At 70.6% G+C, this 26,070-nt stretch carries 21 protein-coding genes and 4 tRNA genes; 6 read left to right on the top strand and 19 right to left on the bottom strand.

Annotation, left to right across the window (positions count from 1 at the left end):
* Positions 1-555: 555 nt before the first annotated feature.
* Positions 556-1,146 carry a G/U mismatch-specific DNA glycosylase gene (gene mug, locus FRAAL_RS04660; RefSeq protein ID WP_011602297.1) on the top strand — a complete coding sequence of 197 codons (591 nt, stop codon included), beginning with the start codon at positions 556-558 and terminating at the stop codon, positions 1,144-1,146.
* A 13-nt stretch (positions 1,147-1,159) separates the two neighbouring features.
* On the opposite strand, the gene FRAAL_RS04655 is transcribed toward mug, so the two are convergent.
* The 10 genes from FRAAL_RS04655 to FRAAL_RS04610 form a co-directional block, all read right to left on the bottom strand.
* Positions 1,160-2,071: an RluA family pseudouridine synthase gene (locus FRAAL_RS04655; RefSeq protein WP_011602296.1), complete on the bottom strand. Its 912-nt coding sequence runs from the start codon at positions 2,069-2,071 to the stop codon at positions 1,160-1,162.
* Between the two features lie 222 nt (positions 2,072-2,293).
* Complete coding sequence (locus tag FRAAL_RS04650) at positions 2,294-6,184, bottom strand: DNA-directed RNA polymerase subunit beta' (RefSeq protein ID WP_011602295.1); 3,891 nt, start codon at positions 6,182-6,184, stop codon at positions 2,294-2,296.
* A 105-nt stretch (positions 6,185-6,289) separates the two neighbouring features.
* The gene (gene rpoB, locus FRAAL_RS04645) at positions 6,290-9,715 is read right to left on the bottom strand and encodes a DNA-directed RNA polymerase subunit beta (RefSeq protein WP_011602294.1); all 3,426 of its coding nucleotides are present in this window, start codon (positions 9,713-9,715) and stop codon (positions 6,290-6,292) included.
* Positions 9,716-10,689: 974 nt separating this feature from the next.
* Positions 10,690-11,082, bottom strand: coding sequence for a 50S ribosomal protein L7/L12 (gene rplL / locus FRAAL_RS04640; protein WP_009740537.1), 393 nt, complete (start codon positions 11,080-11,082; stop codon positions 10,690-10,692).
* A gap of 176 nt (positions 11,083-11,258) precedes the next feature.
* Positions 11,259-11,843, bottom strand: a complete 585-nt coding sequence (gene rplJ, locus FRAAL_RS04635) for a 50S ribosomal protein L10 (RefSeq protein ID WP_011602292.1) — start codon at positions 11,841-11,843, stop codon at positions 11,259-11,261.
* Positions 11,844-12,311: 468 nt separating this feature from the next.
* Positions 12,312-13,028 carry a 50S ribosomal protein L1 gene (gene rplA, locus FRAAL_RS04630; protein WP_011602290.1) on the bottom strand — a complete coding sequence of 239 codons (717 nt, stop codon included), beginning with the start codon at positions 13,026-13,028 and terminating at the stop codon, positions 12,312-12,314.
* A 128-nt stretch (positions 13,029-13,156) separates the two neighbouring features.
* Positions 13,157-13,591, bottom strand: a complete 435-nt coding sequence (gene rplK / locus FRAAL_RS04625) for a 50S ribosomal protein L11 (RefSeq protein WP_009740540.1) — start codon at positions 13,589-13,591, stop codon at positions 13,157-13,159.
* 35 nt (positions 13,592-13,626) lie between these two features.
* A complete protein-coding gene (gene nusG, locus FRAAL_RS04620) occupies positions 13,627-14,502 on the bottom strand; it encodes a transcription termination/antitermination protein NusG (RefSeq protein ID WP_011602289.1) in 876 nt (291 codons plus the stop codon).
* 170 nt (positions 14,503-14,672) lie between these two features.
* A complete protein-coding gene (secE, locus tag FRAAL_RS35520) occupies positions 14,673-14,936 on the bottom strand; it encodes a preprotein translocase subunit SecE (protein WP_041938847.1) in 264 nt (87 codons plus the stop codon).
* Between the two features lie 48 nt (positions 14,937-14,984).
* A tRNA-Trp gene (locus FRAAL_RS04610) sits at positions 14,985-15,057 on the bottom strand.
* 404 nt (positions 15,058-15,461) lie between these two features.
* On the opposite strand from FRAAL_RS04610, the gene FRAAL_RS04605 reads away from it, so the two are divergent.
* Positions 15,462-16,670, top strand: coding sequence for a pyridoxal phosphate-dependent aminotransferase (locus FRAAL_RS04605; protein WP_041938846.1), 1,209 nt, complete (start codon positions 15,462-15,464; stop codon positions 16,668-16,670).
* Positions 16,671-16,707: 37 nt separating this feature from the next.
* Here FRAAL_RS04605 and FRAAL_RS04600 read toward each other — a convergent pair whose 3' ends face one another.
* The 5 genes from FRAAL_RS04600 to FRAAL_RS04580 all read right to left on the bottom strand — a co-directional run bounded on the left by FRAAL_RS04600 (position 16,708) and on the right by FRAAL_RS04580 (position 18,545).
* The gene (locus FRAAL_RS04600; protein ID WP_011602287.1) at positions 16,708-17,136 is read right to left on the bottom strand and encodes a MaoC/PaaZ C-terminal domain-containing protein; all 429 of its coding nucleotides are present in this window, start codon (positions 17,134-17,136) and stop codon (positions 16,708-16,710) included.
* 93 nt (positions 17,137-17,229) lie between these two features.
* Positions 17,230-17,688 carry a MaoC family dehydratase N-terminal domain-containing protein gene (locus tag FRAAL_RS04595; RefSeq protein WP_041940167.1) on the bottom strand — a complete coding sequence of 153 codons (459 nt, stop codon included), beginning with the start codon at positions 17,686-17,688 and terminating at the stop codon, positions 17,230-17,232.
* A 344-nt stretch (positions 17,689-18,032) separates the two neighbouring features.
* On the bottom strand, positions 18,033-18,197 hold the full coding sequence (rpmG, locus tag FRAAL_RS04590) for a 50S ribosomal protein L33 (RefSeq protein WP_009740545.1): 165 nt from the start codon (positions 18,195-18,197) through the stop codon (positions 18,033-18,035).
* 97 nt (positions 18,198-18,294) lie between these two features.
* Positions 18,295-18,368 (bottom strand) — tRNA-Met (locus FRAAL_RS04585).
* Positions 18,369-18,469: 101 nt separating this feature from the next.
* A tRNA-Thr gene (locus FRAAL_RS04580) sits at positions 18,470-18,545 on the bottom strand.
* Positions 18,546-18,933: 388 nt separating this feature from the next.
* Here FRAAL_RS04580 and FRAAL_RS04575 point away from each other — a divergent pair.
* Both FRAAL_RS04575 and FRAAL_RS04570 read left to right on the top strand, forming a co-directional pair.
* Entirely contained in the window at positions 18,934-20,649 is a 1,716-nt protein-coding gene (locus FRAAL_RS04575; RefSeq protein WP_372666449.1) for a GH25 family lysozyme, read from the top strand.
* Positions 20,650-20,847: 198 nt separating this feature from the next.
* Complete coding sequence (locus tag FRAAL_RS04570) at positions 20,848-21,456, top strand: DUF7144 family membrane protein (protein ID WP_041940166.1); 609 nt, start codon at positions 20,848-20,850, stop codon at positions 21,454-21,456.
* 74 nt (positions 21,457-21,530) lie between these two features.
* On the opposite strand, the gene FRAAL_RS04565 is transcribed toward FRAAL_RS04570, so the two are convergent.
* The gene (locus tag FRAAL_RS04565; RefSeq protein WP_011602283.1) at positions 21,531-22,004 is read right to left on the bottom strand and encodes a gamma-glutamylcyclotransferase family protein; all 474 of its coding nucleotides are present in this window, start codon (positions 22,002-22,004) and stop codon (positions 21,531-21,533) included.
* Between the two features lie 137 nt (positions 22,005-22,141).
* On the opposite strand from FRAAL_RS04565, the gene pyrE reads away from it, so the two are divergent.
* Positions 22,142-22,675, top strand: a complete 534-nt coding sequence (pyrE, locus tag FRAAL_RS04560) for an orotate phosphoribosyltransferase (protein WP_011602282.1) — start codon at positions 22,142-22,144, stop codon at positions 22,673-22,675.
* Between the two features lie 245 nt (positions 22,676-22,920).
* On the opposite strand, the gene FRAAL_RS04555 is transcribed toward pyrE, so the two are convergent.
* Positions 22,921-23,005, bottom strand: a tRNA-Tyr gene (locus FRAAL_RS04555).
* 197 nt (positions 23,006-23,202) lie between these two features.
* Here FRAAL_RS04555 and FRAAL_RS04550 point away from each other — a divergent pair.
* Positions 23,203-23,691, top strand: a complete 489-nt coding sequence (locus tag FRAAL_RS04550) for a YajQ family cyclic di-GMP-binding protein (RefSeq protein WP_011602281.1) — start codon at positions 23,203-23,205, stop codon at positions 23,689-23,691.
* A 222-nt stretch (positions 23,692-23,913) separates the two neighbouring features.
* Here FRAAL_RS04550 and htpX read toward each other — a convergent pair whose 3' ends face one another.
* Both htpX and FRAAL_RS04540 read right to left on the bottom strand, forming a co-directional pair.
* The gene (gene htpX / locus FRAAL_RS04545; protein WP_011602280.1) at positions 23,914-24,786 is read right to left on the bottom strand and encodes a zinc metalloprotease HtpX; all 873 of its coding nucleotides are present in this window, start codon (positions 24,784-24,786) and stop codon (positions 23,914-23,916) included.
* Between the two features lie 40 nt (positions 24,787-24,826).
* Positions 24,827-25,825 (bottom strand): Rossmann-like and DUF2520 domain-containing protein, encoded by a 999-nt coding sequence (locus tag FRAAL_RS04540; protein ID WP_083866706.1) that lies wholly within the window; start codon positions 25,823-25,825, stop codon positions 24,827-24,829.
* Positions 25,826-26,070 lie beyond the last annotated feature (245 nt).

Below are 26,070 nucleotides of genomic sequence, written 5' to 3'. Positions count from 1 at the left end.
GAGCCCGACAGTCGCCGACGGACACCCGGGCGGTGACTTTACGTCAGCCTGCCAGGCACCACGGCGCCACATCGAAGTGCAAGACGCACGCCGGAGTCACGTGGACTCCGGCCACAGGAATCAACAGTACTCCACGGCCGCGTCACGTGTCGAACGGGGTATCGGCCGACGTCCGACGCAGACACCGCAGCCCCACAAGCCCATGACCTCGGACGGCGGGCCCGGCCGTCGCACACGACAGCCGCACCGGCGGTCCCGAAACACGCAACTCGCCCAGAACCCGGCACAGCCCGGGATCACACCGGCCCGCGTCGATCGGGCCCACCGGAGCCGACAATCCACTACCCGCATGGCGGGGCGGCCGGACTCCGGCATCAGCACCGAAGGCAGCGAGCCGGAACCCGGGGACCTCGGCGGCATCCCACGGCCCTGGTACACCCACGGCCCTGGTACATCCGCAGCCCTCGTACGACCGCAGCCCTCGTACGACCGCGATCCTGGTCCTGGCACGCTGTACGAGACAGCACGATACCGGCACCGGAGGTCCACGAGGACATGTTTGACGCAGTTGGCTCGCAGCCGCCGGCCGCCCCACCCGCCCGGCCGACCCGGGCCGAGCTGCTCGCCGCCTACGACACCGAGGTTCCCGACCTCCTCGCCCCGCGGACCACCGTGCTGCTGTGCGGGATCAACCCGTCCCTGGAGTCCGGGGCGACCGGCTTCCACTTCGGCACGCCGAGCAACCGCCTGTGGCCCGTCCTGCACCTCGCCGGGTTCACCCCACGCCGGCTGCACCCCAGCGAGACCGCCGAGCTGACCAGCCGCGGCATCAGCATCACCAACCTGGTCAACCGGTCCACCGCCCGCGCCGACGAGATCGGCGACGACGAGGTCCGGGCCGGCGTCGACCGGCTCACCGGGCTCGTCGAGCGGATCTCGCCGCACTGGGTGGCCTTCCTCGGCCTGGCCGCCTACCGGGTCGGCTTCGGCCGGCGCCGGGCGCAGGTCGGTCGCCAGCCGGAGACCCTGGGTCAGGCGGGCGTCTGGCTGCTGCCCAACCCGAGCGGTCTGAACGCCCACTACCAGCTACCCGACCTGGTCCGGGTGTACGGCGAGCTCCGCGAGGCGGCGTACCCCGACCGATGATCGCTCGGCCTCGTCACTGGCGTCGAGCGTCGTCGAGCAGGTCTGCGGGCGGCCGGTCACCGATGGGGGCGAGGAAGTCGGCGTCGGGGGGCGCCTCGACCTCGACGCGCGCGCCGCCGGCCCAGGCGGCGTCGAAGGCCAGCCGCCAGGAGTGCAGGAAGGCGCGGGTCTGCGGCGCCTTGACGAACAGTGGGTCGCCCGCGATCGGATGGCCGATCCAGGCCAGGTGCACGCGGATCTGGTGGCGCCGCCCGGTCTGCGGCGTCGCGGCGAGCAGGGTGTGCTCGCCGCCCTCCCAGATCCGGACGAACGTCGTGACCGAGGGATAGGTCCGCACGTGGCCGAAGACCGCCTCGGGCGGAACGGACCAGTGCCCCTCGTCCGCCACTGCGCCCGCACCGACCAGGTTGCCGGCCGCGACCACTCCGCCCGCTGCGAGCGCGTGGTCGGACGCGGCCAGGTCGCCGGACGCAGTTGGGTCGCCGGACGCGGTTGGGTCGCCGGACGCGGTTGGGTCGCCGGATGGGAGCAGGGTGATGTCGGCGCGGTTCGCGGCCACCCGGACCCGGCTCTTGCGGCCGACGCTGAGCGGCAGGTCGATGGTCCCCGCCGCCGGCAGGCCGCGGGTTCGGGTCAGCGCAAGGTAGCACTTGCCGACCGTGCGCCGCTGGAACTGCCTGGTCAGGTCGCCGTGGTAGCGCAGCTCCCGGGCGAACAGCACGATCCCCGAGGTCACCTTGTCGATCCGGTGCACGGGGAACAGCTCCTCGCCGGCGTCGGCGGCCAGGCGCACGAGGTCGGTGTCGTGGCGCTCCCCCATCACCGAGATGCCGACGGGCTTGTCGAGCGCCAGGACCGCCTCGTCCTCGTAGATCGCGTGCAGCCGCCGGATGTCGGCCCAGTCCGCCGCGAGTTCCCCACCCATTGATCACCTACCGTCGTCTCCGGCCAGGCCGGTCCCGACCTCCCTGCTTGTCCGGAGGCCTCCGCGCCCGAAATATCCCTCTGGACAAGCAGGGGGAACCGACCGGCACCCGCCCGGACCCGGCGCGGCACCGGGCGGAGAACGCCGCCGGCCCGGCGCCCCCGAGCGGGGGGCACCGGGCCGGCGGGATCGGCTCAGCGGTTCCGGATCAGCGGTTCCGGGTCAGCGGAAGTCGCCCGAGCTGCGGTAGTCGAACTCGTCCAGCGGGACGGCCTGGCCGGAGCCGGTGCCGAACGCGCCGTACTCCACGCTGCCGCCGTCCTCGTACGCGCCGACGGAGTACATCGCGGCGCGCGCCTCCTCGGTCGGCTCGACCCGGATGTTGCGGTACCGGGAGATGCCGGTGCCGGCCGGGATGAGCTTACCGATGATGACGTTCTCCTTGAGGCCGACGAGCGAGTCCGACCGGGCGTTGATCGCCGCGTCGGTGAGCACTCGGGTCGTCTCCTGGAAGGAGGCCGCCGACAGCCACGACTCGGTGGCCAGCGACGCCTTGGTGATCCCCATCAGCACCGGACGAGCCGAGGCCGGCTGGCCGCCGGACTCGACCACCCGGCGGTTCTCCGACTCGAACCGGGCCCGCTCGCACAGCTCGCCGGGCAGCAGGTTGGTCTCGCCGGACTCCAGCACGTTCACCCGCTTGAGCATCTGGCGGATGATGATCTCGATGTGCTTGTCGTGGATCGACACGCCCTGCGACCGGTACACCTCCTGGACCTGGTCGACCAGGTGGAGCTGGACCTGGCGCGGGCCGAGGATGCGCAGCACCTCGTGCGGGTCGACGGCACCGTCGACGATCTGGTTGCCGACCTCGATGCGGTCGCCCTCGCGGACCCGCAGGCGCGAGCGCCGCGAGACCGGGTAGGCGATCTCCTCGCTGCCGTCGTCCGGCACCACCACGACCTTGAAGGTCTTCTCGGTCTCCTCGATCTTCACCCGACCGGAGACCTCGGTGATGGGCGCCTTGCCCTTCGGGCTACGGGCCTCGAACAGCTCGACGACACGCGGCAGACCCTGGGTGATGTCGTCACCGGCGACGCCACCGCTGTGGAAGGTACGCATCGTCAGCTGGGTACCCGGCTCGCCGATGGACTGCGCGGCGACGATCCCGACGGCCTCGCCGACGTCGACCAGCTTGCCGGTGGCCAGCGAACGCCCGTAGCACTGGGCGCACACCCCCATCCGGGACTCGCAGGTCAGCGCCGAACGCACCCGGACCGACTCGATGCCGGCCTCGATGATCTGGCCGATCGCCACGTCCCCGGCGTCGGTGCCGGCGGGCACGATGATCTCACCGTGCTCGTCGACGGCGTCGGAGGCCAGCGTCCGCGCGTACGCCGAGGTCTCGGCGTAGCGGTCGCGCACGAGCACGCCGTCGGCGCCGCGCCGGGCGATCCGGGTCAGGATGCCGCGCTCGGTGCCGCAGTCCTCCTCGCGGACGATGACGTCCTGGCTGACGTCGACGAGCCGGCGGGTCAGGTAGCCGGAGTCGGCGGTCCGCAGGGCGGTGTCGGCGAGACCCTTACGGGCACCGTGGGTCGAGATGAAGTACTCGAGCACGGTGAGGCCCTCGCGGAAGTTCGCCTTGATCGGCCGCGGGATGATCTCGCCCTTCGGGTTGGAGACCAGGCCACGCATGCCGGCGAGCTGCCGGATCTGCATCATGTTTCCGGCGGCTCCGGAGTTGACCAGCACGTAGACCGGGTTGGTCTGCGGGAAGTTCTTCTCCATCGCCTCGGCGATCTTGTTGGTCGCCTCGGTCCAGATCTGCACCAGCTCGCTGCGGCGCTCCTCGTCGGACAGGAAGCCGCGGTCGAACTGCTTCTGCACCCGGTCGGCCCGCTGCTCGTAGTCGTCGAGGATCTCGGCCTTGTTCGGCGGCGCGACGACGTCCTCGATCGCGACGGTGACCCCGGACCGGGTGGCCCAGTAGAAACCGGCGCTCTTCAGCGCGTCCAGGGTCGCCGCGACCTGGATCTTCGGGTACCGCTCGGCCAGGTCGTTGACGATCGCGGCCTGGGCCTTCTTGTTGAGCTGGGCGTTGATGAAGGGGTAGCCCTCCGGCAGCGCCTCGTTGAGCAGGCAGCGGCCGAACGTGGTCTCCAGGGTGAACACGTCCCCAGTGACCCAGTCGGCCGGCGGCACCCAGTCCGACGGCGGGGTGGTGTCGCGCAGCCGGACGCTGATCCGCGCCTGCAGCGCGATCTCGCGGGCGTCGAAGGCCATCTGCGCCTCGGCGACCGACGAGAACGCCCGCCCCTCCCCGACGGCGCCCTCGGCCAGCGTCGACAGGTGGAACACCCCGGTGACCATGTCGAGGCTGGGCATCGCCAGCGGTCGACCGGACGCCGGCGAGAGGATGTTGTTGCTCGACAGCATCAGGATCCGCGCCTCGGCCTGCGCCTCGGCGGACAGCGGCAGGTGCACCGCCATCTGGTCGCCGTCGAAGTCGGCGTTGAACGCCGTGCAGACCAGCGGGTGGATCTGGATGGCCTTGCCCTCGACCAGCTGCGGCTCGAAGGCCTGGATGCCGAGGCGGTGCAGGGTCGGCGCCCGGTTGAGCAGCACCGGGTGCTCGGTGATGACCTCCTCGAGCACGTCCCAGACGACCGGGCGGGCCCGCTCCACCATCCGCTTCGCCGACTTGATGTTCTGCGCGTGGTTGAGGTCCACCAGGCGCTTCATCACGAACGGCTTGAACAGCTCCAGCGCCATCTGCTTGGGCAGACCGCACTGGTGCAGCTTGAGCTGCGGACCGACGACGATGACCGACCGGCCGGAGTAGTCGACCCGCTTGCCGAGCAGGTTCTGGCGGAACCGGCCCTGCTTGCCCTTGAGCATGTCGGACAGCGACTTCAACGGACGGTTACCCGGGCCGGTGACCGGCCGGCCGCGGCGGCCGTTGTCGAACAGCGCGTCGACGGCCTCCTGCAGCATCCGCTTCTCGTTGTTGACGATGATCTCGGGCGCGCCGAGGTCGAGCAGCCGCTTGAGGCGGTTGTTCCGGTTGATCACCCGGCGGTACAGGTCGTTGAGGTCGGAGGTGGCGAACCGGCCACCGTCGAGCTGCACCATCGGCCGCAGGTCCGGCGGGATCACCGGAACGCAGTCGAGCACCATCCCCATCGGGGAGTTGCGGGTGTTCAGGAACGCCGAGACGACCTTGAGCCGCTTGAGCGCGCGGGCCTTCTTCTGCCCCTTGCCGCTGCGGATGGTCTCGCGCAGCGACTCGGCCTCCGCGGCCAGGTCGAAGTCGGCGAGCCGCCGCTGCAGCGCCTCGGCGCCCATGCCGCCGTCGAAGTACTGGCCGAACCGGTCGCGCAGCTCGCGGTAGAGCAGCTCGTCCGGCTCCAGGTCCTGGACCTTCATGTTCTTGAAGCGGTCGAACACCCGGTCCAGATCGTCGATCTTGCGCTGCGCGCGGTCGCGGATCTGGCGCATCTCGCGCTCGGCCGACTCGCGGACCTTGCGCCGCGCGTCGCCCTTGGCGCCCTCGGCCTCGAGCTGCGCGAGGTCGGTCTCGAGCCGCTTCTGCCGAGTCTCGACGTCGGCGTTCTTCTTGTCCTCGAGCTGCTGCTTCTCGACGCCCATGCGGGCCTCGAGGGTGGGCAGGTCGCGGTGGCGCGCCTCGGCGTCGACCTTGGTGATCATGTAGGCGGCGAAGTAGATGACCTTCTCGAGGTCCTTCGGCGCCAGGTCCAGCAGGTAGCCGAGCCGGCTCGGAACACCCTTGAAGTACCAGATGTGGGTGACCGGGGCGGCCAGCTCGATGTGCCCCATGCGCTCACGGCGCACCTTGGCGCGGGTGACCTCGACGCCACAGCGCTCGCAGATGATGCCCTTGAACCGGACCCGCTTGTACTTGCCGCAGTAGCACTCCCAGTCCCGGGTCGGACCGAAGATCTTCTCGCAGAAGAGCCCGTCCTTCTCCGGCTTCAGGGTGCGGTAGTTGATCGTCTCCGGCTTCTTGACCTCACCGTGCGACCACTGACGGATGTCGTCCGCGGTGGCAAGACCGATGCGCAGTTCGTCGAAGAAGTTGACGTCCAGCAAGACTGTCGCCTGCTCTCTCTTTCTCGGTCGGGACGCTGGAGTCGGATGGACCGCCGGGGGTCGGCCGCCGCCTCACGGCGCGCGGTTCGGGCCCCCGGCGCCCGCTCAGACCTCCTCGACGCTGCTCGGCTCCCGCCGGGACAGGTCGATCCCGAGTTCCTCCGCCGCACGGAAGACGTCCTCGTCGGTGTCACGCATCTCGATCTGCACACCGTCGCTGGAGAGGACCTCGACGTTGAGGCACAGCGACTGCATCTCCTTGATGAGCACCTTGAACGACTCCGGGATACCGGGCTCCGGAATGTTCTCGCCCTTGACGATCGCCTCGTAGACCTTGACCCGGCCCACGACGTCGTCGGACTTGATGGTCAACAGCTCCTGGAGGGCGTAGGCGGCGCCGTACGCCTCCAGCGCCCACACCTCCATCTCACCGAACCGCTGGCCACCGAACTGCGCCTTACCACCCAGGGGCTGCTGAGTGATCATCGAGTAGGGGCCGGTCGACCGAGCGTGGATCTTGTCGTCGACCAGGTGCAGCAGCTTGAGGATGTAGATGTAGCCGACCGCCACCGGGTAGGGGTAGGGCTCGCCGGTGCGGCCGTCGAACAGCGTGGCCTTGCCGGAGGAGCCGATGAGCTGGACCCCGTCCCGGTTCGGGAGGGTGGAGTCGAGCAGACCGGTGATCTCCTCCTCGCGGGCGCCGTCGAAGACCGGGGTGGCCACGTTGGTCCCGGGGGTGGACGAGTCCGCCCCGATCCCGCGCAGCCGCTCCTTCCAGTCCTCGGTGCCGGCGTCCACCTGCCAGCCTGTCTTGGCCACCCACCCGAGGTGGGTCTCCAGGATCTGGCCGATGTTCATCCGGCGCGGGACGCCGTGCGGGTTGAGCACGATGTCGACCGGAGTGCCGTCCTCGAGGAACGGCATGTCCTCCTGCGGGAGGATCTTGGCGATGACGCCCTTGTTGCCGTGCCGACCGGCGAGCTTGTCGCCGTCGGTGATCTTCCGCTTCTGGGCGACGTAGACCCGGACCAGCTCGTTGACGCCGGGCGGGAGTTCGTCGCCGTCCTCGCGGGAGAACACCCGGACGCCGATCACCTTGCCGGACTCGCCGTGCGGCACCTTCAGCGAGGTGTCGCGGACCTCCCGGGCCTTCTCCCCGAAGATCGCCCGCAGCAGCCGCTCCTCGGGGGTCAGCTCGGTCTCGCCCTTCGGGGTGACCTTGCCGACCAGGACGTCGCCGGGCGAGACCTCGGCACCGATCCGGATGATCCCGCGCTCGTCGAGGTCGGCGAGGACCTCCTCGGCGACGTTGGGGATGTCGCGGGTGATCTCCTCCGGGCCGAGCTTGGTGTCCCGGGCGTCGACCTCGTGCTCCTCGATGTGGATCGAGGACAGCACGTCGTCCTGCACGAGGCGCTGCGACAGGATGATCGCGTCCTCGTAGTTGTGCCCCTCCCACGGCATGAAGGCGACCAGCAGGTTCTTGCCGAGCGCCATCTCGCCGTTGTCGGTGCACGGGCCGTCCGCGATGACCTGGCCGGCCTCGACCCGGTCCCCCTCGAACACGATCGGCTTCTGGTTGATGCAGGTGCCCTGGTTCGACCGGCGGAACTTCGCCAGCCGGTAGGTGCGCCGGGTGCCGTCGTCGTGCATGACGGTGATGTAGTCCGCCGAGAGGTCCTCGACGACGCCGGCCTGGACGCAGACGACCACGTCGCCGGCGTCCTTGGCCGCGCGGGCCTCCATCCCGGTGCCGACCAGCGGCGCCTCGGAGCGCAGCAGCGGCACCGACTGGCGCTGCATGTTGGAGCCCATGAGCGCGCGGTTGGCGTCGTCGTGCTCGAGGAACGGGATCATGGCCGTGGCCACGGACACCATCTGCCGCGGCGAGACGTCCATGTAGTCGACCTCGTCCGGCGGGATGAACTCGACCTCACCGCCCTTGCGGCGGACCAGGACGCGGTCCTCGGCGAACGTGCCGTCGGGGCTCAGCGGCGTGTTGGCCTGCGCCTTGACGTGCCGGTCCTCCTCGTCCGCGGTGAGGTAGTCGATCTGGTCGGTGACCCGGCCGTTGACGACCTTGCGGTACGGCGTCTCGACGAAGCCGAACGGGTTGACCCGCGCGAACGTCGACAGCGAGCCGATCAGGCCGATGTTCGGGCCTTCCGGCGTCTCGATCGGGCACATCCGGCCGTAGTGGCTGGGGTGCACGTCGCGGACCTCGAAGCCGGCCCGCTCCCGGGACAGACCGCCGGGGCCCAGCGCCGACAGGCGGCGCTTGTGGGTCAGGCCGGCCAGCGGGTTCGTCTGGTCCATGAACTGCGACAGCTGGCTGGTGCCGAAGAACTCCTTGATGGAGGCGACGACCGGCCGGATGTTGATCAGGGTCTGCGGCGTGATCGCCTCGACGTCCTGGGTGGTCATCCGCTCGCGGACGACCCGCTCCATCCGGGCCAGGCCCAGCCGGACCTGGTTCTGGATCAGTTCGCCGACCGTGCGCAGCCGCCGGTTGCCGAAGTGGTCGATGTCGTCGACCTCGTACTCGGCCGGGTCGGCGCCCGCGTGCAGCTTGACGACGTACTCGATCGTGCGCACGATGTCATCCTCGGTGAGGACGCCGACGTCGTGGGCGATCTCCAGCGTGAGCTTCTTGTTCACCTTGTAGCGGCCGACCTTCGCCAGGTCGTAGCGCTTGGGGTTGAAGAAGAGGTTCTCCAGCAGGGTCTGCGCCGACTCCCGCGTCGGCGGCTCGCCCGGGCGCAGCTTGCGGTAGATGTCCAGCAGCGCGTCGTCCTGGCTGGCCGTGTGGTCCTTCTCCAGGGTGATGCGCATCGACGGGAAGTCGCCGAACCGCTCCAGGATGCGCGCCTCGTCCCAGCCCAGCGCCTTGAGCAGGACCGTCACCGACTGACGACGCTTGCGGTCGATGCGGACCCCGACGGTGTCCCGCTTGTCGATCTCGAACTCGAGCCAGGCCCCGCGCGACGGGATCACCTTGCAGGAGTACAGGTCCTTGTCCGACGCCTTGTCCAGGCTGCGTTCGAAGTACACGCCGGGCGACCGGACGAGCTGGCTGACCACCACACGCTCGGTCCCGTTGATGACGAAGGTGCCCTTGGGCGTCATGAGCGGAAAGTCGCCCATGAAGACCGTCTGGCTCTTGATCTCACCGGTGGTGTTGTTGGTGAACTCGGCCGTGACGAACAGCGGGGCCGAGAAGGTCATGTCCTTGTCCTTGCACTCCTCCACGGAGTACTTGGGGGGCTCGAACCGGTGGTCCCGGAAGGACAGGGACATGGAGCCGGAGAAGTCCTCGATCGGGGAGATCTCCTCGAAGACCTCCTCCAGACCGGAGGTGATCGGAACATCGTCCCGGCCCGAGTCGATGGCCTCCTGAACCCGCTCCGCCCAGGCGTCACTACCGATCAGCCAATCGAAGGACTGCGTCTGAAGAGCAAGGAGATCCGGGACCTCGAGGGGCTCGATGATCTTAGCGAACGAGATGCGGGAGGAAGAGCGCGAGGCGGCCAAGGTGGTCCTTCCGGGTGGCCTGATCGTCGGGCTGGCGTCGCGGACGTCAAGGATCCGTCGGGGGGTGGTCAGGTGATCAGTGTCTCGCTACGGTTGTCGGGAACAGCGACGGGGGGTGCCCCGCCGGTGAGAGGATGACCGCGAGGCGCATCGGTGCGGCGGTGCCGGGAGTCCCGGCGGCCGGTCGCGCGGTCGGAGTCGGCCCTCGTCCCGCAGCAGGTCCGCCGATCCAGAGTCCGTCGGTCCGCGGAACCGCAAAAATCCGTCGCGGCAGGCGTTCGGCTGACTGCGGGCACGCCAAAGCGCCGTCGCGGCGCAAGCGCGCGGCGACGCCGGTGTCCGCTGAGAACAACGGGTCGGTGCACGGGCAAAGGTCTGCTCAGAGTCCTCGGTGTGGCTGCCATACAGCCGTGCCACGCACCAGCACGGCCAGCGCGCCTTCACGTCGAACCGGAACCCACCGCGTACGCAGCCCCGACACCATGGTCGGGACCGCCCGGCGGCGCGTACCGGACCCCCACAGAGAGCCCGACCTCACCGGAGAACCGGTGTCGGCGGAGCCGATGCGACGAAAAGGGCAGCGCAAACTAGCAGTGTAGCCGAAGGGCACACCACTGGCAAGGACGTGCGTGGCAGGACCACGCGGGGGGAACGTAGAGCACCGCATCTGCTTCCCGACGAGCGTTCGCGACATGATGGAACTCCGATCTACAGGGGCCGTCAACCCCCTTCGGAAAACGTCACGAACGACCCGACCTGCCCATCCGCTTACGTTGCAGCGTGTCTCGGCGATTCGCCAGGCACAGACGCCGCGTGCCGGGACACCTCGGAGGTGCCCCGGCACGCGGGATGCGCCGCGGCCGCGTCGAGCGGCCGCACCGGTCCGCGGCGGCGGCGAAACGCCGCCCGGACCGGACCCGGAAGACGGGCGATGGTGCAAGATGGTGCTTGAGGGTGCTGGGACGGTGACCGAGTTACTTGACGGTGACCGACGCGCCGGCGCCCTCGAGGGCCGCCTTGGCCTTGTCTGCGGCCTCCTTGGCGACCTTCTCCAGGACGGGCTTGGGCGCCCCGTCGACGAGGTCCTTGGCCTCCTTCAGCCCGAGGCTGGTCAGCGCCCGAACCTCCTTGATGACCTGGATCTTCTTGTCGCCGACGGACTCGAGGATGACGTCGAACTCGTCCTGCTCCTCGGCGGCCGGAGCCTCGCCGCCCGCCCCGCCGGCGGCCGGCGCCGCGGCCACGGCGACGGGCGCCGCGGCGGTCACGCCGAAGGTCTCCTCGAACTGCTTCACGAACTCCGAGAGCTCCAGCAGGGTCAGTTCCTTGAACGCGTCGAGCAGCTCTTCGGTCGACAGCTTCGCCATGATGGCGGTTCCTTCCTCGTCATGGGCGATGATCTCGGCCGGCCGGATGGGCGACCGGTGATCGGGGTGGCTCGTGCATGGTGCCGGCCGGGCGCGGTGGCCCGTCCGGCGCGGGATGCTCCGCCGGTCCGACGGACACCGGAGCGGCGACCGTCATCCCGCGGCGGCGCGGGCGGTTACTCCGCGGGGGCCTCGGCGGCCTCGGCGGCCTCGGTGGCCTCCGCGGCCGGCGTCTCGGCGGCGGACTGGCTCGCCCGCTGCTCGCGCAGCGCCTCGGCCAGCCGGGCGACCTGCGACAGCGGGGCGGCGAACAGGCCGACCGCGCCGGACAGCGAACCCTTCATCGCGCCGGCGAGCTTCGCCAGCAGGATCTCGCGGGACTCCAGATCCGCCAGCTTGCGGATCTCGTCGGCCGTCATCGCCTTGCCCTCGACGACGCCGCCCTTGACCACGAGGGCCGGGTTGGCGCGGGCGAAGTCGCGCAGGCCCTTGGCCGCCTCGACCGGGTCGCCGGTGACGAAGGCGACGGCGGTCGGGCCGACGAACAGGTCGTCGAGCCCGGTGACGCCGGCCTGCTCAGCCGCGATCTTGGTCAGCGTGTTCTTGACCACCGCGTAACGCGCGCCCTCGCCGAGGGTGCGCCGCAGCTCGGTGAGCTGGCTCACCGTCAGACCGCGGTACTCCGTGAGGACCGCGGCGGTCGCGCCACGGAACTCCTCGGCGATCTCCGCCACCGCGGCGGTCTTCTCAGGTTTCGCCATGGGGCTCCTTCGGGGTGTCGGCCGGTCATCCGTTCAACCCCGGGAGACGACGAACGCCCCGGCGCAGGCGCACGGGGCGTGAAGAGCGGCATCGAGCGGGGAGGACGGCGCACCTGCGCCGACCGCCTCGGAACTGCCACGGTCCTTGGCATCCGTCACCTGCGCGGGCCGCCCGGGGAAGTCGGGCCTTCGGCCGTCGCTACGTCCGGGCGGGATCTCCCCCACCTGGGCGACGACGGCGACCAGCGGTCTTCGGCGTGAAACGTGAAACGTGTTCGAACAAAGTGTACGCGACGATCTCGCCTACACGGTCACCGGCCTGGCCGCTCTACCCGGCCCTTCCAGCGGGACGCAACGGACACGCACACCGCTGGAAGGGCAGGGAAGCAGGAGGACGGACAGCCGGCACAAGCACCCGCGCCCACGCGGGCGTCGTGTGCACGGTCCGGAGCCACCCGCGAGGGCGGGTCAGGCAGGAACGCTCTCTTCGAGCAGGTTGCGCGTGCGGTTCGGGTCGACCGGGATGCCCGGGCCCATCGTGGTGGCGAAGGTGACCTTCTTCAGGTAACGCCCCTTCGCCGCCGAGGGCTTCACCCGGACGATCTCGTCCAGGGCGGCCGTGTAGTTCTCGATGAGCTGGGCGTCGGTGAAGTTCGTCTTCCCGATGACGATGTGCAGGTTGCCCTGCTTGTCCACCCGGAAGTTGATCTTTCCGCCCTTGATGTCGGCGACGGCCTTGCCGATGTCCAGCGTCACGGTGCCGGTCTTCGGGTTCGGCATCAGCCCGCGGGGACCGAGGATGCGGGCGATCCGCCCGACCTTGGCCATCTGGTCCGGCGTCGCCACCGTCGCGTCGAAGTCCAGGAAGCCCTCCTGGATGCGGGCGACCAGGTCGTCGCTGCCGACGATGTCGGCGCCGGCGGCGGTGGCCTCGGCAGCCTTCTCACCGGCGGCGAAGACGGCGACGCGCGGCGACTTGCCGGTGCCGTGCGGCAGGTTGACGGTGCCGCGGACCATCTGGTCGGCCTTGCGCGGGTCGACCCCGAGGCGGATCGCGACCTCGACGGTCGCGTCGTACTTCGTGGTCGAGGTCTCCTGGGCGAGCCGGACGGCGTCCAGCGGGCTGTACAGGTTCTCGGGGTTGATCTTCTCGGCGGCGGCCCGGTAGGCCTTGCTGCGCTTCATGCTGTCTCCTCGTGGTGCCGGCGGACGCCTCGGCGCGGCTCGCCGCGGCGCGGATCTCGTCCGGGCCGCGCAAGCTCGCACCGATCGCCCTCCCACGGCGTCGGTTCGGTGTGGCGAGGTGCGGAGGGCTAGTCGCCGACCGTGATCCCCATCGAGCGGGCGGTCCCCGCGATGATCTTCTCGGCCGCCTCGATCGTCGTGGCGTTGAGGTCGGGGAGCTTGGTCTGGGCGATCTCGCGCACCTGGGCCGGGGTCAGCTTGGCGACCTTGTCCCGGTGCGGGGTCCCGCTGCCCTTCTCGACGCCCGCGGCCTTGAGGATGAGCCGCGCGGCCGGCGGGGTCTTCGTGACGAAGGTGAACGAGCGGTCCTCGTACACGGTGATCTCGACCGGCACGACGTTGCCGGCCTGCGACTCCGTCGCGGCGTTGTACTGCTTGCAGAACTCCATGATGTTCACGCCGTGCTGACCCAGCGCGGGGCCGACCGGCGGCGCCGGCGTGGCCTTGCCGGCGTTGATCTGGAGCTTGATGATCGCGGTGATCTTCTTTTTCTTGGGCGGCATGTGCTCGTCTTCCTACCGGAGTTCCACGGACCGAATCAGATCTTCGCGACCTGATTGAACTGCAGCTCGACGGGCGTCTCCCGACCGAAGATCGAGACCAGCACCTTCAGCCGCTGGGCGTCGAGGTTGATCTCGCTGATGGTCGCCGGAAGCGTGGCGAAGGGGCCGTCCATGACGGTGACCGACTCCCCGACCTCGAACTCCTGGACCCGGACGGTCTCGACCTTCTTCTCCTTCGGCGCCGCCGGGGCGAGGATGGACAGGACTTCCTCGCGCCGCAGCGGTGAGGGCCGGTTGGTGAGCCCCACGAACCCGGTCACACCCGGCGTGTTTCGGACCGCGGACCAGGACTGGTCCGTCAGGTCCATCCGGACGTAGATGTAACCCGGGTACTTCTTCTGCTGGACCAGCTGCCTCTTGCCGTTCTTGACCACCGGGACCTCCTCGGTGGGCACCTCGATCTGGAAGATGTAGTCCTCCATGTTGAGGCTGGAGATACGGGTCTCGAGGTTGGTCTTGACCTTGTTCTCGTATCCCGCGTACGAGTGCACGACGTACCACTCGCCCGGCGCGTCCTCGATGGCGCGACGCAGATCGTCGTCGTCATCGGTGTCGTCGGCCGCGGCGACCGCGGGCTCGACGGCCGCAGGCTCGACGGCCGCGGCGGATTCGTCCTGCGCGGTGGGCGCGGAGCCCGGGTCGGTCACGGAACCGGCCTCGTCGGCCTCGCTGGTGGCGGTGGCCTCGGCACTCGACTCGTCATCGGCGTCGTCGGAGTCGGCGTGGGGGTCGTCGAGGTCGGCGCCGGCGTCCGTACTCGCCACCTCGTCGTGCTCGAACGCCGCGAGGAGATCGAGACGGGCGAGGGCCTCCCCCTGCTCGGAGGAGGCGTGCTCGGGCGACTGGGACACGCGGACGTTCCTTCTCTCGTGGACGCTTCTGCTGCTGTGGACTCCGCGGAGCGGGCGCTGCGCGGGCGTGGTGCCGAACGGGCGGCAGCCGACCGACCGGCGCACCGGCATCGATCACCCGCCCGGACCCGTCCGTCCGTACTGCCCGACCCCGCCGGCTGACGGGCCCGTCAGCCGAAGATCGCGAGGACCGCCTTCGTGAGCCCGAAGTCGAGACTAGCCACGAAGGCCGTCATCACGCTGACGAACACGAGCACGACCAGCACGTAGGTGATCAGCTCGCTCCGGCCGGGGTAGACGACCTTCCGGAGCTCCGCCATGACCTCGCGGATGAACCGGAGGATCTTGTGGATGAACTGAAGCGGTCGACCCCGACCCGCGGCACGCGTCGCCCGCTTGGGACGCGGTGCCGCGTCACGGGTATCGGTCGCCACTCAACTCCACCCAACTCCGTCGCCGAACCAGCCAACTGTCGAACAGCGCAGGGGCGACAGGACTCGAACCTGCAACCGCCGGTTTTGGAGACCGGTGCTCTACCAATTGAGCCACGCCCCTTGGACACGCCCGGATCCCCGCGACCGCATCGAACCCACACGCTGCGCTTCTGCACCATAGCGCACAGTCCAGCCTGTGAGCCGGTTACCGGAATGGGTACCCGAGCGGATCGAGCATACCCCTTCATCGCCCCGACTCCGCCGCGGACCGTGCGCGGGCACCGCCGAACACGGCCCCCGGGGCCCGGAGAGCACCCTCCGGACACTGTCCACAGTCCCTTCGGACACCGTCCACAGTCCCCCGGAACATCGTCCGCGGGACCCTCGCGGCAACGTCCACAGGACCCACGGCACGCCGTCCGCAGGACCCGCGGGACAGGGTCCACCGGCCACCCCGGAACCGGTCCGCACGGACGCCGGATCCCGGCCGCCTGCGTACGACGCCCGTCCGGACGCCATGGCAGCATGGGCACTATGAGCAGGATCTCAAGCCGCATCGGCGGCATCGCCCCGTCCGCGACGCTGGCCGTCGACGCCACCGCGAAGGCGATGCGCGCCGCGGGCCAGGACGTGGTCGGCTTCGGCGCCGGCGAGCCGGACTTCGCGACTCCGGACCACATCGTCGCCGCCGCGGAGAAGGCATGCCGCGAGCCCCGCATGCACCGCTACACCCCGGCGGGCGGTCTGCCGGAGCTGCGGCAGGCCATCGCCGAGAAGACGGCCCGGGACTCCGGCGTCACCGTCTCCGCGGGCCAGGTCCTGGTGACCAACGGCGGCAAGCAGGCCGTCTACGAGGCCTTCGCGACGCTGCTCGACCCGGGTGACGAGGTGCTGCTGCCGGCGCCGTACTGGACCACCTACCCCGAGTCCATCCGCCTGGCCGGTGGTGTGCCGGTCGACGTCGTCACCGGGCCGGAGGCCGGCTACCGGGTGACCGTCGAGCAGCTCGAGGCGGCCCGCACCGAGCGCACCAAGGTGCTGCTGTTCAACTCACCGTCGAACCCGACCGGCGCCGTGCACAAGCCGGAGGAGGTCCGCGAGATCGGTCGCTGGGCCGAGCAGGCCGGCATCTGGGTGCTCGCCGACGAGATCTACGAGCACCTCGTCTACGGCGAGGCGCGGTTCGCCTCGATCCTGACCCAGGTGCCGGAGCTGGCCGAGCGCTGCGTCATCGTCAACGGCGTCGCGAAGACCTACGCGATGACGGGCTGGCGGGTCGGCTGGCTGATCGGGCCGACGGACGTCGTCTCCGCGGCGGCGAACCTGCAGTCGCACGCCACCTCGAACGTCGCCAACGTCTCCCAGGCCGCGGCGCTCGCCGCCGTCGCCGGGCCCCTCGACGCCGTCGCCGAGATGCGCACCGCCTTCGATCGCCGCCGGCTGACGATGCACCGCATGCTCACCGAGACCCCGGGAGTGACCTGCCCGCTGCCCGAGGGCGCGTTCTACTGCTACCCCTCCCTGCAGGGCGCGCTCGGGCGCAGCCTTCGCGGCCGGACGCCCACGACCAGCGCCGAGCTGTGCCAGCTCATCCTGGAGGAGGCCGGGGTCGCCATCGTCCCCGGTGAGGCGTTCGGCACCCCCGGCTTCGCCCGGCTGTCCTACGCGCTCAGCGACGAGGACCTGGTCAAGGGCGTGAGCCGGCTGTCCGCCCTGCTCAGCGAGGCTGCCTGAACGACCCTGGGCTGAGCCAGCCAGCCAGCCAGCCGGCTCAGCCCAGCCGGACGGTGGCCCGCGCGGCCATCAGTACCTTCTCGCCGCCACACCGGGTGGTGAGGTTCACGACCACCCGGTTGTCGTCGAGCTTCTTCTCGACGACGCCGCGCACCGACACCGAGGCGCCGTCGTCGTCGTCCGGTACCACCACCGGTGCGGAGAACTTCACCCCGACCTCGAGGACGGCGCCCGGGTCCCCGGCCCAGTCGGTGACGAGCCGGGTGGCCGTCGCCATCGTCAGCATCCCGTGCGCGAGCACGCCGGGCAGGCCCGCGTCCGCGGCGGCCCGCTCGCTCCAGTGGATGGGATTGAAGTCCCCGGATGCTCCCGCGTAGCGGACGAGATCGACCCGTCGCAGCGGGAACAGCCGTTCCGGCAGCTCGGTGCCGACCTCGACGTCGTCATAGCCGACGGTCGCCGTCATCGTTGTTCTCCCCAGGGTGAGGCACTCCCGACACCGTCGGGGGTGCGGCCGGACCGGCGGCCCGGTTCCCACCGGGCGTCAGGGCACGCGCGCTTACGCCCGCGGCGGTGCCGTGCCGCGGGAGACCAGGGTGCACGTGCCGACCGCGACCTCCTCGCCACTCGTGGTGGTGTAGCGGTAGGTGGTGACGAGCACCTCGTTGCGGCCCACCGCGCGGATGGCGGTCAGCGTCGAGGTGGTGATCAGCTCGTCGCCCGCCAACACCGGCCGGCGCAGGACGAAGCGCTGCTCACCGTGCACGACCAGGGCATAGTCCAGCCCGAGCGCCGGATCGTCGGTGGGCAGCCCCAGGGCTCCGGGAATCGCGGTGATCAGAAACGTCGGCGGCGCGACGAGATCGGGGTGCCCGGCCGCCTTGGCCGCCTCCACGTCGTGGTAAAGCGGGTTGTCGTCCCCGATCGCCCGGGCGAACTGCCGGATCTGCTCGCGTCCGACCTGGAAGGGGACGGGCGAGACGAAACTCCGTCCCACGAAGTCCTGGTTCAGCGACATCAAGGCTCCGATCTCGACGGCCACGGCAGGGCCGAATGCCATGGCACACCTGGCCGCGGCGCGTCGGGCCGGACGGGCCGCGACGGGAAGCATCCCACCACGAACCTCATGAGCCGGCCCATCGACGGACGGGTCGATGTGTCCTAGCTATCACGCCGGCGCCCCGGGCTTCGGTCCGCCGTCCCCAGGCCTGCGACGAGAGTCGACCCGCCCCGGACGGGGCGGCCTAGACGCAAACAACCGGCCAGGATGCTCCCTGGCCGGTTGTGATCGCATGCTGGCTCGCGTGACCCGCGCACGTCAGGCGGACGGCGGCGTGGCCGCCACGGCGACGCCGGGCATCGTCAGCGGGTCTCGCGGTGCTCCGTGTGCTTGCCGCAGTTCGGGCAGAACTTCTTCAGCTCGAGGCGGTCCGGGTCGTTGCGCCGGTTCTTGCGGGTGATGTAGTTCCGGTGCTTACACACCTGGCACGCCATCGTGATCTTCGGGCGGACGTCAGTGGCGGCCACGGCGTGATGCCTCTTCCTGAGTCGGGTGCTGAACTGATCGGGCGACGCGGCAGGCCGCGAGCCCCTACAGGGGTCACGGCGCGCCGCTCCCCGATAGTAGCGGTGGCCGGACTTGAACCGGCGACACAGCGATTATGAGCCGCTTGCTCTGCCAGACTGAGCTACACCGCCAGGATGGTCTCCAGGATGCCCGGAGACCCGACCACAAGCCTACCCGGGAGAACCGGCGGAACCGCCCATCCCGGACACGAACCTGCCCGAGGACCGGAACGTGGAGCCCCTTTACGGAATCGAACCGTAGACCTTCTCCTTACCATGGAGACGCTCTGCCGACTGAGCTAAAGGGGCGCGAGGTCGCGGTGCTCAGATTACACGACGCTGAGCGTGGTTGGGGAGGCACCCCCGTCCACTTCGTCCCCGATCATGACGGGACCCCCGGACCTGCCCGTCGGCGGCGACGATCCGCCGCCGGATGCGCGGAACATCCCCATAGCCAGTCTTGCCCCCGGGCACGCCGGCACGCCCGACCCGGCGGCCGTTCCGACCGGAAGATGCGCAGATTGCCGGCGGGAGCAACTGTCCGTAGTGAATAACTCGGACTCCCCTACCTTTGATAGCTGTAAGCAATTCCTTGAATGCTTAGCGTGTGGCACACCCGTTGGTGCGCCCGCCTGGCGCGGCCAACCGGCTCACGAGCCTCCCCGACCGTCGCCTCCCGAGCATCCGAGGGTTGCCCATGCGTTCCACGCATCGTCCTGGCCGGTATCCGACTACCCGCGGCACCGGCGGCGACGCCGGCCCGGTCGGCATCCCGATCCGGCCCGGCACCCCCTTGCCACCCGGCACGGTGTTCCCTCCACCAGACCGGTTCCCTCCACTTGACCGGTTCCCGCCACCCGACCGGTTCCCGCCACCCGAGTGGTTGCCCTCACCCGAACGACTCGCGGCGGTGGCTGGCCAGACCCCTGGCCACGTGCCGCCTCGCGCCCCGAACCCACGACGGATCCGCGCATCGGACCTCACCCCGCCGCACCGGGCGGACGCCGACTGCCTGCCGCGCCACCGGGGCCTGCCGGCCCGGTCGGCGCTGCCGATCCCACTGCCCCGGCGACTGCTCAGCATCGCCGCGCTCACCGCCGCCGCGCTGACCATGTCCGGCACCACCGGCGTGGCCCAGGGGGCGGCCCCCTCGCCGCTGTGGCCACGCGGGATCGACGTGGCCTCGTGGCAGCATCCGGGTGGCGGACCGATCGACTGGACCGCGGCTCGCGCCTCCGGCGTCAGCTTTGTGATCATCAAGGCCACCGAGGGGACGAACTACACCAACCCGTTCTTCGTGACCGACCGCGACGCCGCCACCAGGGCCGGACTGGTGGTCGGCGCCTACCACTACGCGCGCCCGGCGCAGCCGCTGTCGACCGCCGTGGACCAGGCGCGGCACTTCATCGCCGTCAGCGGGCTGACGCGCACGGCCGGCCATCTCGCGCCCGTGCTGGACCTGGAGGACACCGGCGGACTCGACCCCAGGGCACTCGCGGCCTGGACCCGGGCGTTCCTGGAGGAGGTCGAGTCGGCGACAGGACGGGCTCCCATCCTCTACACCTACCGGTCGTTCTGGACCGGGAAGGTCGCGGACACCCATGACTTCGCGAAGTACCCGTTCTGGTTCGCGATCTACAACAACCAGGCGACCCCCGGCTGGCTACCCGGCGGCTGGCCGAACTGGGCACTGTGGCAGTACACCTCCGGCGGCACCGTGCCCGGGATCACCGGCAACGTGGACATGAACGTGCTGTGCTGCACGTCGACCGCGCTCGCCGCCCAGGCGGACGGCACCCGCAGCGAGATCGAGAAGTGGTACGCGGCCGGCGGGCCGACCCAGGCCGCGCTCGGCGCCAAGGTCGGGGGCGAGAATCCCGCGGGCGGCGGGGGCCGCTGGCAGCAGTACGCGAGCGGCCTGGCCTTCTGGTCCGTCGCCACCGGGGTGCACGGGCTGTACGGCCCGATCTCGACGAAGTACCTCGGCATCGGCGGGTCGAACAGCTTCCTGCGACGCCCGGTGAGCGACATCGAGATCGCCAGCGCGCCCGGCGCCCAGCAGGCCCGGTTCCAGGGCGGTTGGATCTACTGGCATCCCCTGACCGGCGCGCACGAGGTCCACGGCCGCATCCTGCAGACCTACCTGTCCCTCGGCGGCACGGCGTCCGGCCTCGGCCTGCCCACGACCGACGAGTACTCGGTGCCGGGCGGACGAGAGAGCACCTTCCAGCACGGCCGGCTGCGCTGGGACGCCGCGACGAACAAGGTCACGACGCTGCCAGCCGCCCCGACCGACGGGATACCGCCGGCCGCGCCGACCGACGGGGTACCGCCGGCCGGCCCGACCAACGGGGTGCCGCCGGCCGCCCCGACCGACAGGGTGCCGCCGGCCGCCTCGGCCGAAAGGGGGTGACGTCGGGGCGGGGCGGGTATCGCACCTAAGCGGCGGACGGTAGTTGTCTGGCTACCAGATGCACACCGGACCGCATGGTGCCGGTATCGAGCCGCCGCGACCACGAGGTCGCGCCCAGCCTGTCCCGGTGGCCCTCTCGTCGAGGGCATGGCGGTTCACCGGTCGGGCGAGGCGTCGGCGTCGAACGGGGAGGATCAGATGGCAGGAAATCGGGCGGTACGCCCGCTGAGCGGATGGCTCACCTTCGCCGCCGTGATCATGTTCATCGTCGGCTTCCACAACCTGATTTACGGCATCGCGACCCTGCGCGACTACACGGTGGTCGTGAACAACCTCAACGGCGGCACCAACGTGATCTACGCCGACACCAACTTCTGGGGGTGGCTGTGGATCGCGGTCGGCGTCGTCGAGATGCTGATCTCCTACGGGATCTACATCCGCAACGACGCGGCACGCTGGGCCGGCATCGTGATCGCGGCGATCAACGCGATCGGCCAGCTTGCCTTCATGGCCGCGTTTCCGGTGTGGTCGGTCATCATCATCGCGATCGACATCCTGGTGATCTACGCGCTGTGCACCTACGACACCGCCCGTACCCGCGGCGGCTACGAGGAGCCGTACCCGGGCGATCGCGCCGGCGTCGGTGAGGCCGCCGGCCGTGGCGCGGGCGTCGGCGGTCGCCACCCGGAGGCGGCGGGTGTTCCGCCGGGCTCCGGTGGGTTCACCGGGCGTGGCCCGGGAGACTCGGGAGGCCCGGGCAGAACCGGGCACGGCGACGAAGGTCGACCGCCCACCGTCCACGGCTGAGCCGGCGGCCCGACCGGCCCGACCGGCCCGACCGGCCCGACCGGCCCGACCGGCCTGATCGAAGGTGCGCCCGCTCAGGGCAACGGGTCGGTCAGTCGGGCTCGCCAGGCCGCGCACCGCAGGACGTAGTCGCCGAGGTGCCCGTCCGCGAACGCGCGGGGGTTCCAGTCTTCGTCGGTCGCCTCGGCGGCGTCCTTCCAGAGATAGGCGACTGCCGGGCGCCCGTCGGCCAGGACGAGCGGAGCGGCCTCGTAGGCCGAGCCCTCGAACGCGTCGAACACGGCTCGTTCTCCCCGATCGAGGCCGACGAGCACCCGGCCCGGGGCCGAGGCATCGTCCCGAGCGACCCGGCGCACCAGCCCCGGGTAGAGGCGGTCGCGCAGCCGGGCGGCCCGCCACCCGGGGGCGGCGGCGGACTCCATCGGCGGCACCCTGCCGATCAGCGTCGAGACGACCTCGGGGAACATCAGGGTCCCGTAGACGAACAGCAGTGCGCCGAAGCCGTCCGCCGATCCCTGCGCACGGCGCCCGGCGGCGGATCGCGACATGGAGTCACCGTAGCGCCGGTCGTGCGACGAACCTCCCGATGCGCCGGGTGCGGGCGGCCGGCGGACGGACCGGCAACCACGCTGCTCCCCGCCACCGCGCCACGCCGCCCAGCTCCGCACGCCTAGAGTGCTCTGACGTGAGCGACAATGCGGCGCTGGCCGCCCGGGTCCGGGCCGCCTCCCATCTGACCGGCACCTTCCTGCTCCGGTCGGGCCGGACGAGCACCGAGTACTTCGACAAGTACCTGTTCGAGGCCGACCCGGAGCTGCTGGCCGCGATCGTCGACGGCCTGACCGGGCTGGTGCCGCCGGGCACCGACCTCCTGGCCGGGCTCGAGCTCGGTGGCGTGCCCCTGGCCACCCTGCTGTCCCAGCGCACCGGCCTGCCCGCGCGGTTCGTGCGGAAGAAGGCCAAGGAGTACGGCACTCGGCGCATCGCCGAGGGCGGCGAGGTCACCGGCCGCCGCGTCGTCCTGGTCGAGGACGTCGTCACCTCCGGCGGAGCCGTGCTCGACGCGACGAAGGTGCTGCGCGACGACGGCGCGATCGTCGAGGACGTGCTCTGCGTGATCGACCGCGGCGAGGGCGGCCGGGAACGGCTGGCCGAGCTCGGTCTGACCCTGCGCCCGCTGCTGACCCGTGCCGAACTGGACGCCGCCGCGGCCCCCTGAGCAGCGGGGCGCAGCAGCGAGCGGCCAGTCCGTCTCTCCCCGGCGTCGCCCGCCGGTCAGAGTCAGACGAGGCGCTGCCCTCCCGTCGCGTGCACCGTGGCACCGGTGATGACGGGGACCGCGCATCGCCGCGAGATGGGCCCCACGCGGTCCCCTTCCGGACCGCAACCGAGCCCGGAAACAAGCAGGCCCGGAGCGTCGCTCCGGGCCTGAGGGCGGTACGTGCCCCGGGTCGAACCCGGGGATGGTGGCAGGTGATGGATTCGAACCATCGTAGGCTGAGCCGACGGTTTTACAGACCGTTCCCTTTGGCCGCTCGGGCAACCTGCCTTCGTGGAGGAGCATACCGGTCCCGCGGGACCACCGGGACGGCGGGACCGTCCTGCAAGGCTGTCGTCGATCGAATACAACGGCGAGTGACCGTCCCCCGAGGCGGGTACCGCCCGTGATGACCACGTACGGTGCCTGACTCGACACCCTCGCTCGGCCAGACATCCCCTCCCGAATCGAACTGGAGGTCCGCGCACGTGGCAGACCCGTCCTTCGACATCGTCAGCAAAGTCGACGAACAGGAGATAGACAACGCCGTCAACCAGACAGCCAAGGAGATCCGAACCCGCTTCGACTTCCGCGACACGGGCGCGTCGGCCACCCTGTCCGGCGAGTCGATTCTGCTCGTAGCGAACACCGACGAGCGGGTCAAGGCGGTGCTCGACGTCCTGCAGGAGAAGTTCGTCAAACGCGGCATCTCGCTCAAGGCGCTGTCGTTCGACGAGCCCAAGCCCTCGGGCAAGGAGTTCCGCCTGTCGGTGACCGTCCAGCAGGGCATCGCGGACGACAAGGCCCGGGCGATCGCCAAGAAGATCCGGGCGGATGGCCCCAAGGGGGTACAGGCCCAGATTCAGGGCGACCAGCTGCGCGTCACCGGGAAGAAGCGGGACGACCTGCAGCGGGTGATCCAGCTCCTGAAGGCCGAGGACTTCGAGGTTCCGCTCCAGTTCGTCAACTACCGCTGAGGTCCGTCCGTACGCGGAAACGGCGCACCCCGCCCGATGGGGGGTTTCGGGCGGGGTGCCTGCGGCGGAACCTGGGGGGTTCGCTCCGCCGCCGTCGTGGCCGTGGAACAACGAGGTTCCCGGCTACCGTCCGCGATACGCGGCCGACGGTGCAAGTTTACTCTGAGTCATCCACTGTAATACGACGATGCCACTACAGGCAACACTGCGGTCCGTTACGCGTCAGCGATAGGGATTCATACGCGCGAGCTGTTCCAGCCGGGCGATTCGCTCGTTCATGGGCGGATGGGTTGAGAACAGCCGGCCCACCCCGCCGCCGCGGAACGGATTGGCAATCATCAGCGCGGCCGCGGGCCCCAGCTTCGAGTTCTGCGGCAGCGGCCGGGCGGACGCGCCCGCCTCCAGCTTGCGCAGCGCGCTGGCCAGGCCGAGCGGGTCGCCGGTGAGCGTCGCGCCCGACTCGTCGGCCTGGTACTCCCGGGAGCGGCTGATGGCGAGCTGGATGATCGACGCTGCGGCCGGACCGAGAATCATCAGCAGCAACAGCTCGAAGATGCCCGGGCCGTTCTCCTCGTCCCGCCCGCCGAAGATGGCCAGGAACTGGGCCATGTTGGCGAGGTACACGATGACGCTCGCGAGGGCGCCGGCGACCGAGGCGATCAGAATGTCGCGGTTGTACACATGACTGAGTTCGTGCCCGAGGACGCCGCGCAGCTCGCGATCGTCCATCAGCGCCAGGATGCCCTCGGTACAGCAGACCGCCGCATTCCCCGGATTGCGGCCGGTGGCGAAGGCGTTGGGCGAGCCGGTGGGGCTCAGGTACAGCCGAGGCATCGGCATGCGGGCATTGCGGGCGAGCTCCCCGACGATGGCGTACAGCCGCGGCTGTTCGACCTGGGTGACCGGATAGGCCCGCATCGCCCGCAGGGCGATGCGATCCGAGAAGAAGTAGGAGAAGCCGTTCATCGCGAGCGCGAGCACCAGCGCGACGAGCAGGCCACCCCGCCCGAACAGGGACCCCACCAGCAGGATGGCTGCGGAGAGCACGCCGAGCAGCAGCGCGGTCTTCAGACCGTTGAGGTGGCGGTGTGGCATGGCGATCCGGTGTCCGTCCTGTCGAGCCGGTACGAGCTGTTCAACGCGGGGACTGCGCACCATCGTTCCCGGGCGCCGTGTGGCCGGCCGCACCCGCGCGCAGCCGGTCGGCCACCGACGCCTCGAGCAGACCGGCCCGTTCAAGGCCACCGGCGGTGAAGGCGACCAGTGCCCGGTAGACGTCCGCGACCGCCGGATCCGCGGTGTCCAACGCCCGCAGGTGGGCTCGGACGGTGCCGAGATCGCCCCGGCGGACCGGACCGGTCGACGCCGGCCAGCCACCGGTGAGGGCGTTGTCCAGGGACGCCCGCAGCAGGGGGGCGAGGGCGGCGCCCGGATCGGCGACGCCCGCCGCCGCGAGCGTCTGTTGGGCGGCCACGGTCAGGCTGGTCAGAAAGTTGCCACCGAGGACCAGCGCGGCGTGGTAGAGATCACGCCGGTCGTCCTCGATCAGCAGGGGGATGCCGCCGACGTCGGCGACGAGCCCCCGAGCCCGGGCCTCGGCACCCGGGTCCGCGGTGATGCCGAACGGCACCCCGGCGAACGTGTCGGGGTCCCCCACCGCCTCGGGCAGCGTCATGATCGGGTGCAGTGCCATCCGGACCGCGCCCGTGGCGGTGGCGGCGCCGAGCACACCCAGCCCGTGCCGGCCGCTGAGATGCACGAGGATCTGCTCCGCCCGCACGGCGTCCGCGGCCACGAGCTCGGCGGTCACCGGTGCGATCGCGTCGTCCGGGACGGCGACGAGCAGCACCTCGGCCGCCCGCAACACCGGTGCCACCTGCGGCACCGAGCCGATCCGCGCGGCCGGGAACCGAGCCGCCGCGTCGGCGCGGCCGTGGGTGGACCTGCTGGTCACCGCCACCACCGGGTGCCCCGCGGCGGCCAGGGCGAGGGCGACGGCGCTGCCGGCCCGACCAGCCCCGACCAGCCCGACCGTCTCCCGGTGCCGACCCTCGGAAGAGTCCTGCTCCGGCCGTCTCCGCGTCGGACCGGGTCGGGCCGGGCGGGGTCGGGCCGGGCGGGGGTGCGAGGTCATGGCTGCGATGCTGCTCCCCCGCCCACGCGCCGGTCGCGCCGGTCGCGCTGGCACCTCGGCACCATCCGGCCCGTGCCTTGCGACCGATACGCTGCGTGGTGCGGCTCCCACCGCGGCGGCAACGGAAGATAGCGAGTCGCGCACATGGAGTAATCGAAACAAAGTTGCGAATGTGTCTATTCGCCGACAGGCCGCCCGACCAGATCTGTATGGAAAGCCGCCCGGAAGCGTATTGAATCCGTACC

The sequence above is a fragment of the Frankia alni ACN14a genome, assembly GCF_000058485.1.
GTDB classification, from domain to species: Bacteria; Actinomycetota; Actinomycetes; order Frankiales; family Frankiaceae; genus Frankia; species Frankia alni.
The sequence above is the reverse complement of the archived record's forward strand: the minus strand, read 5'-3'. Positions and strand labels throughout refer to the sequence as shown.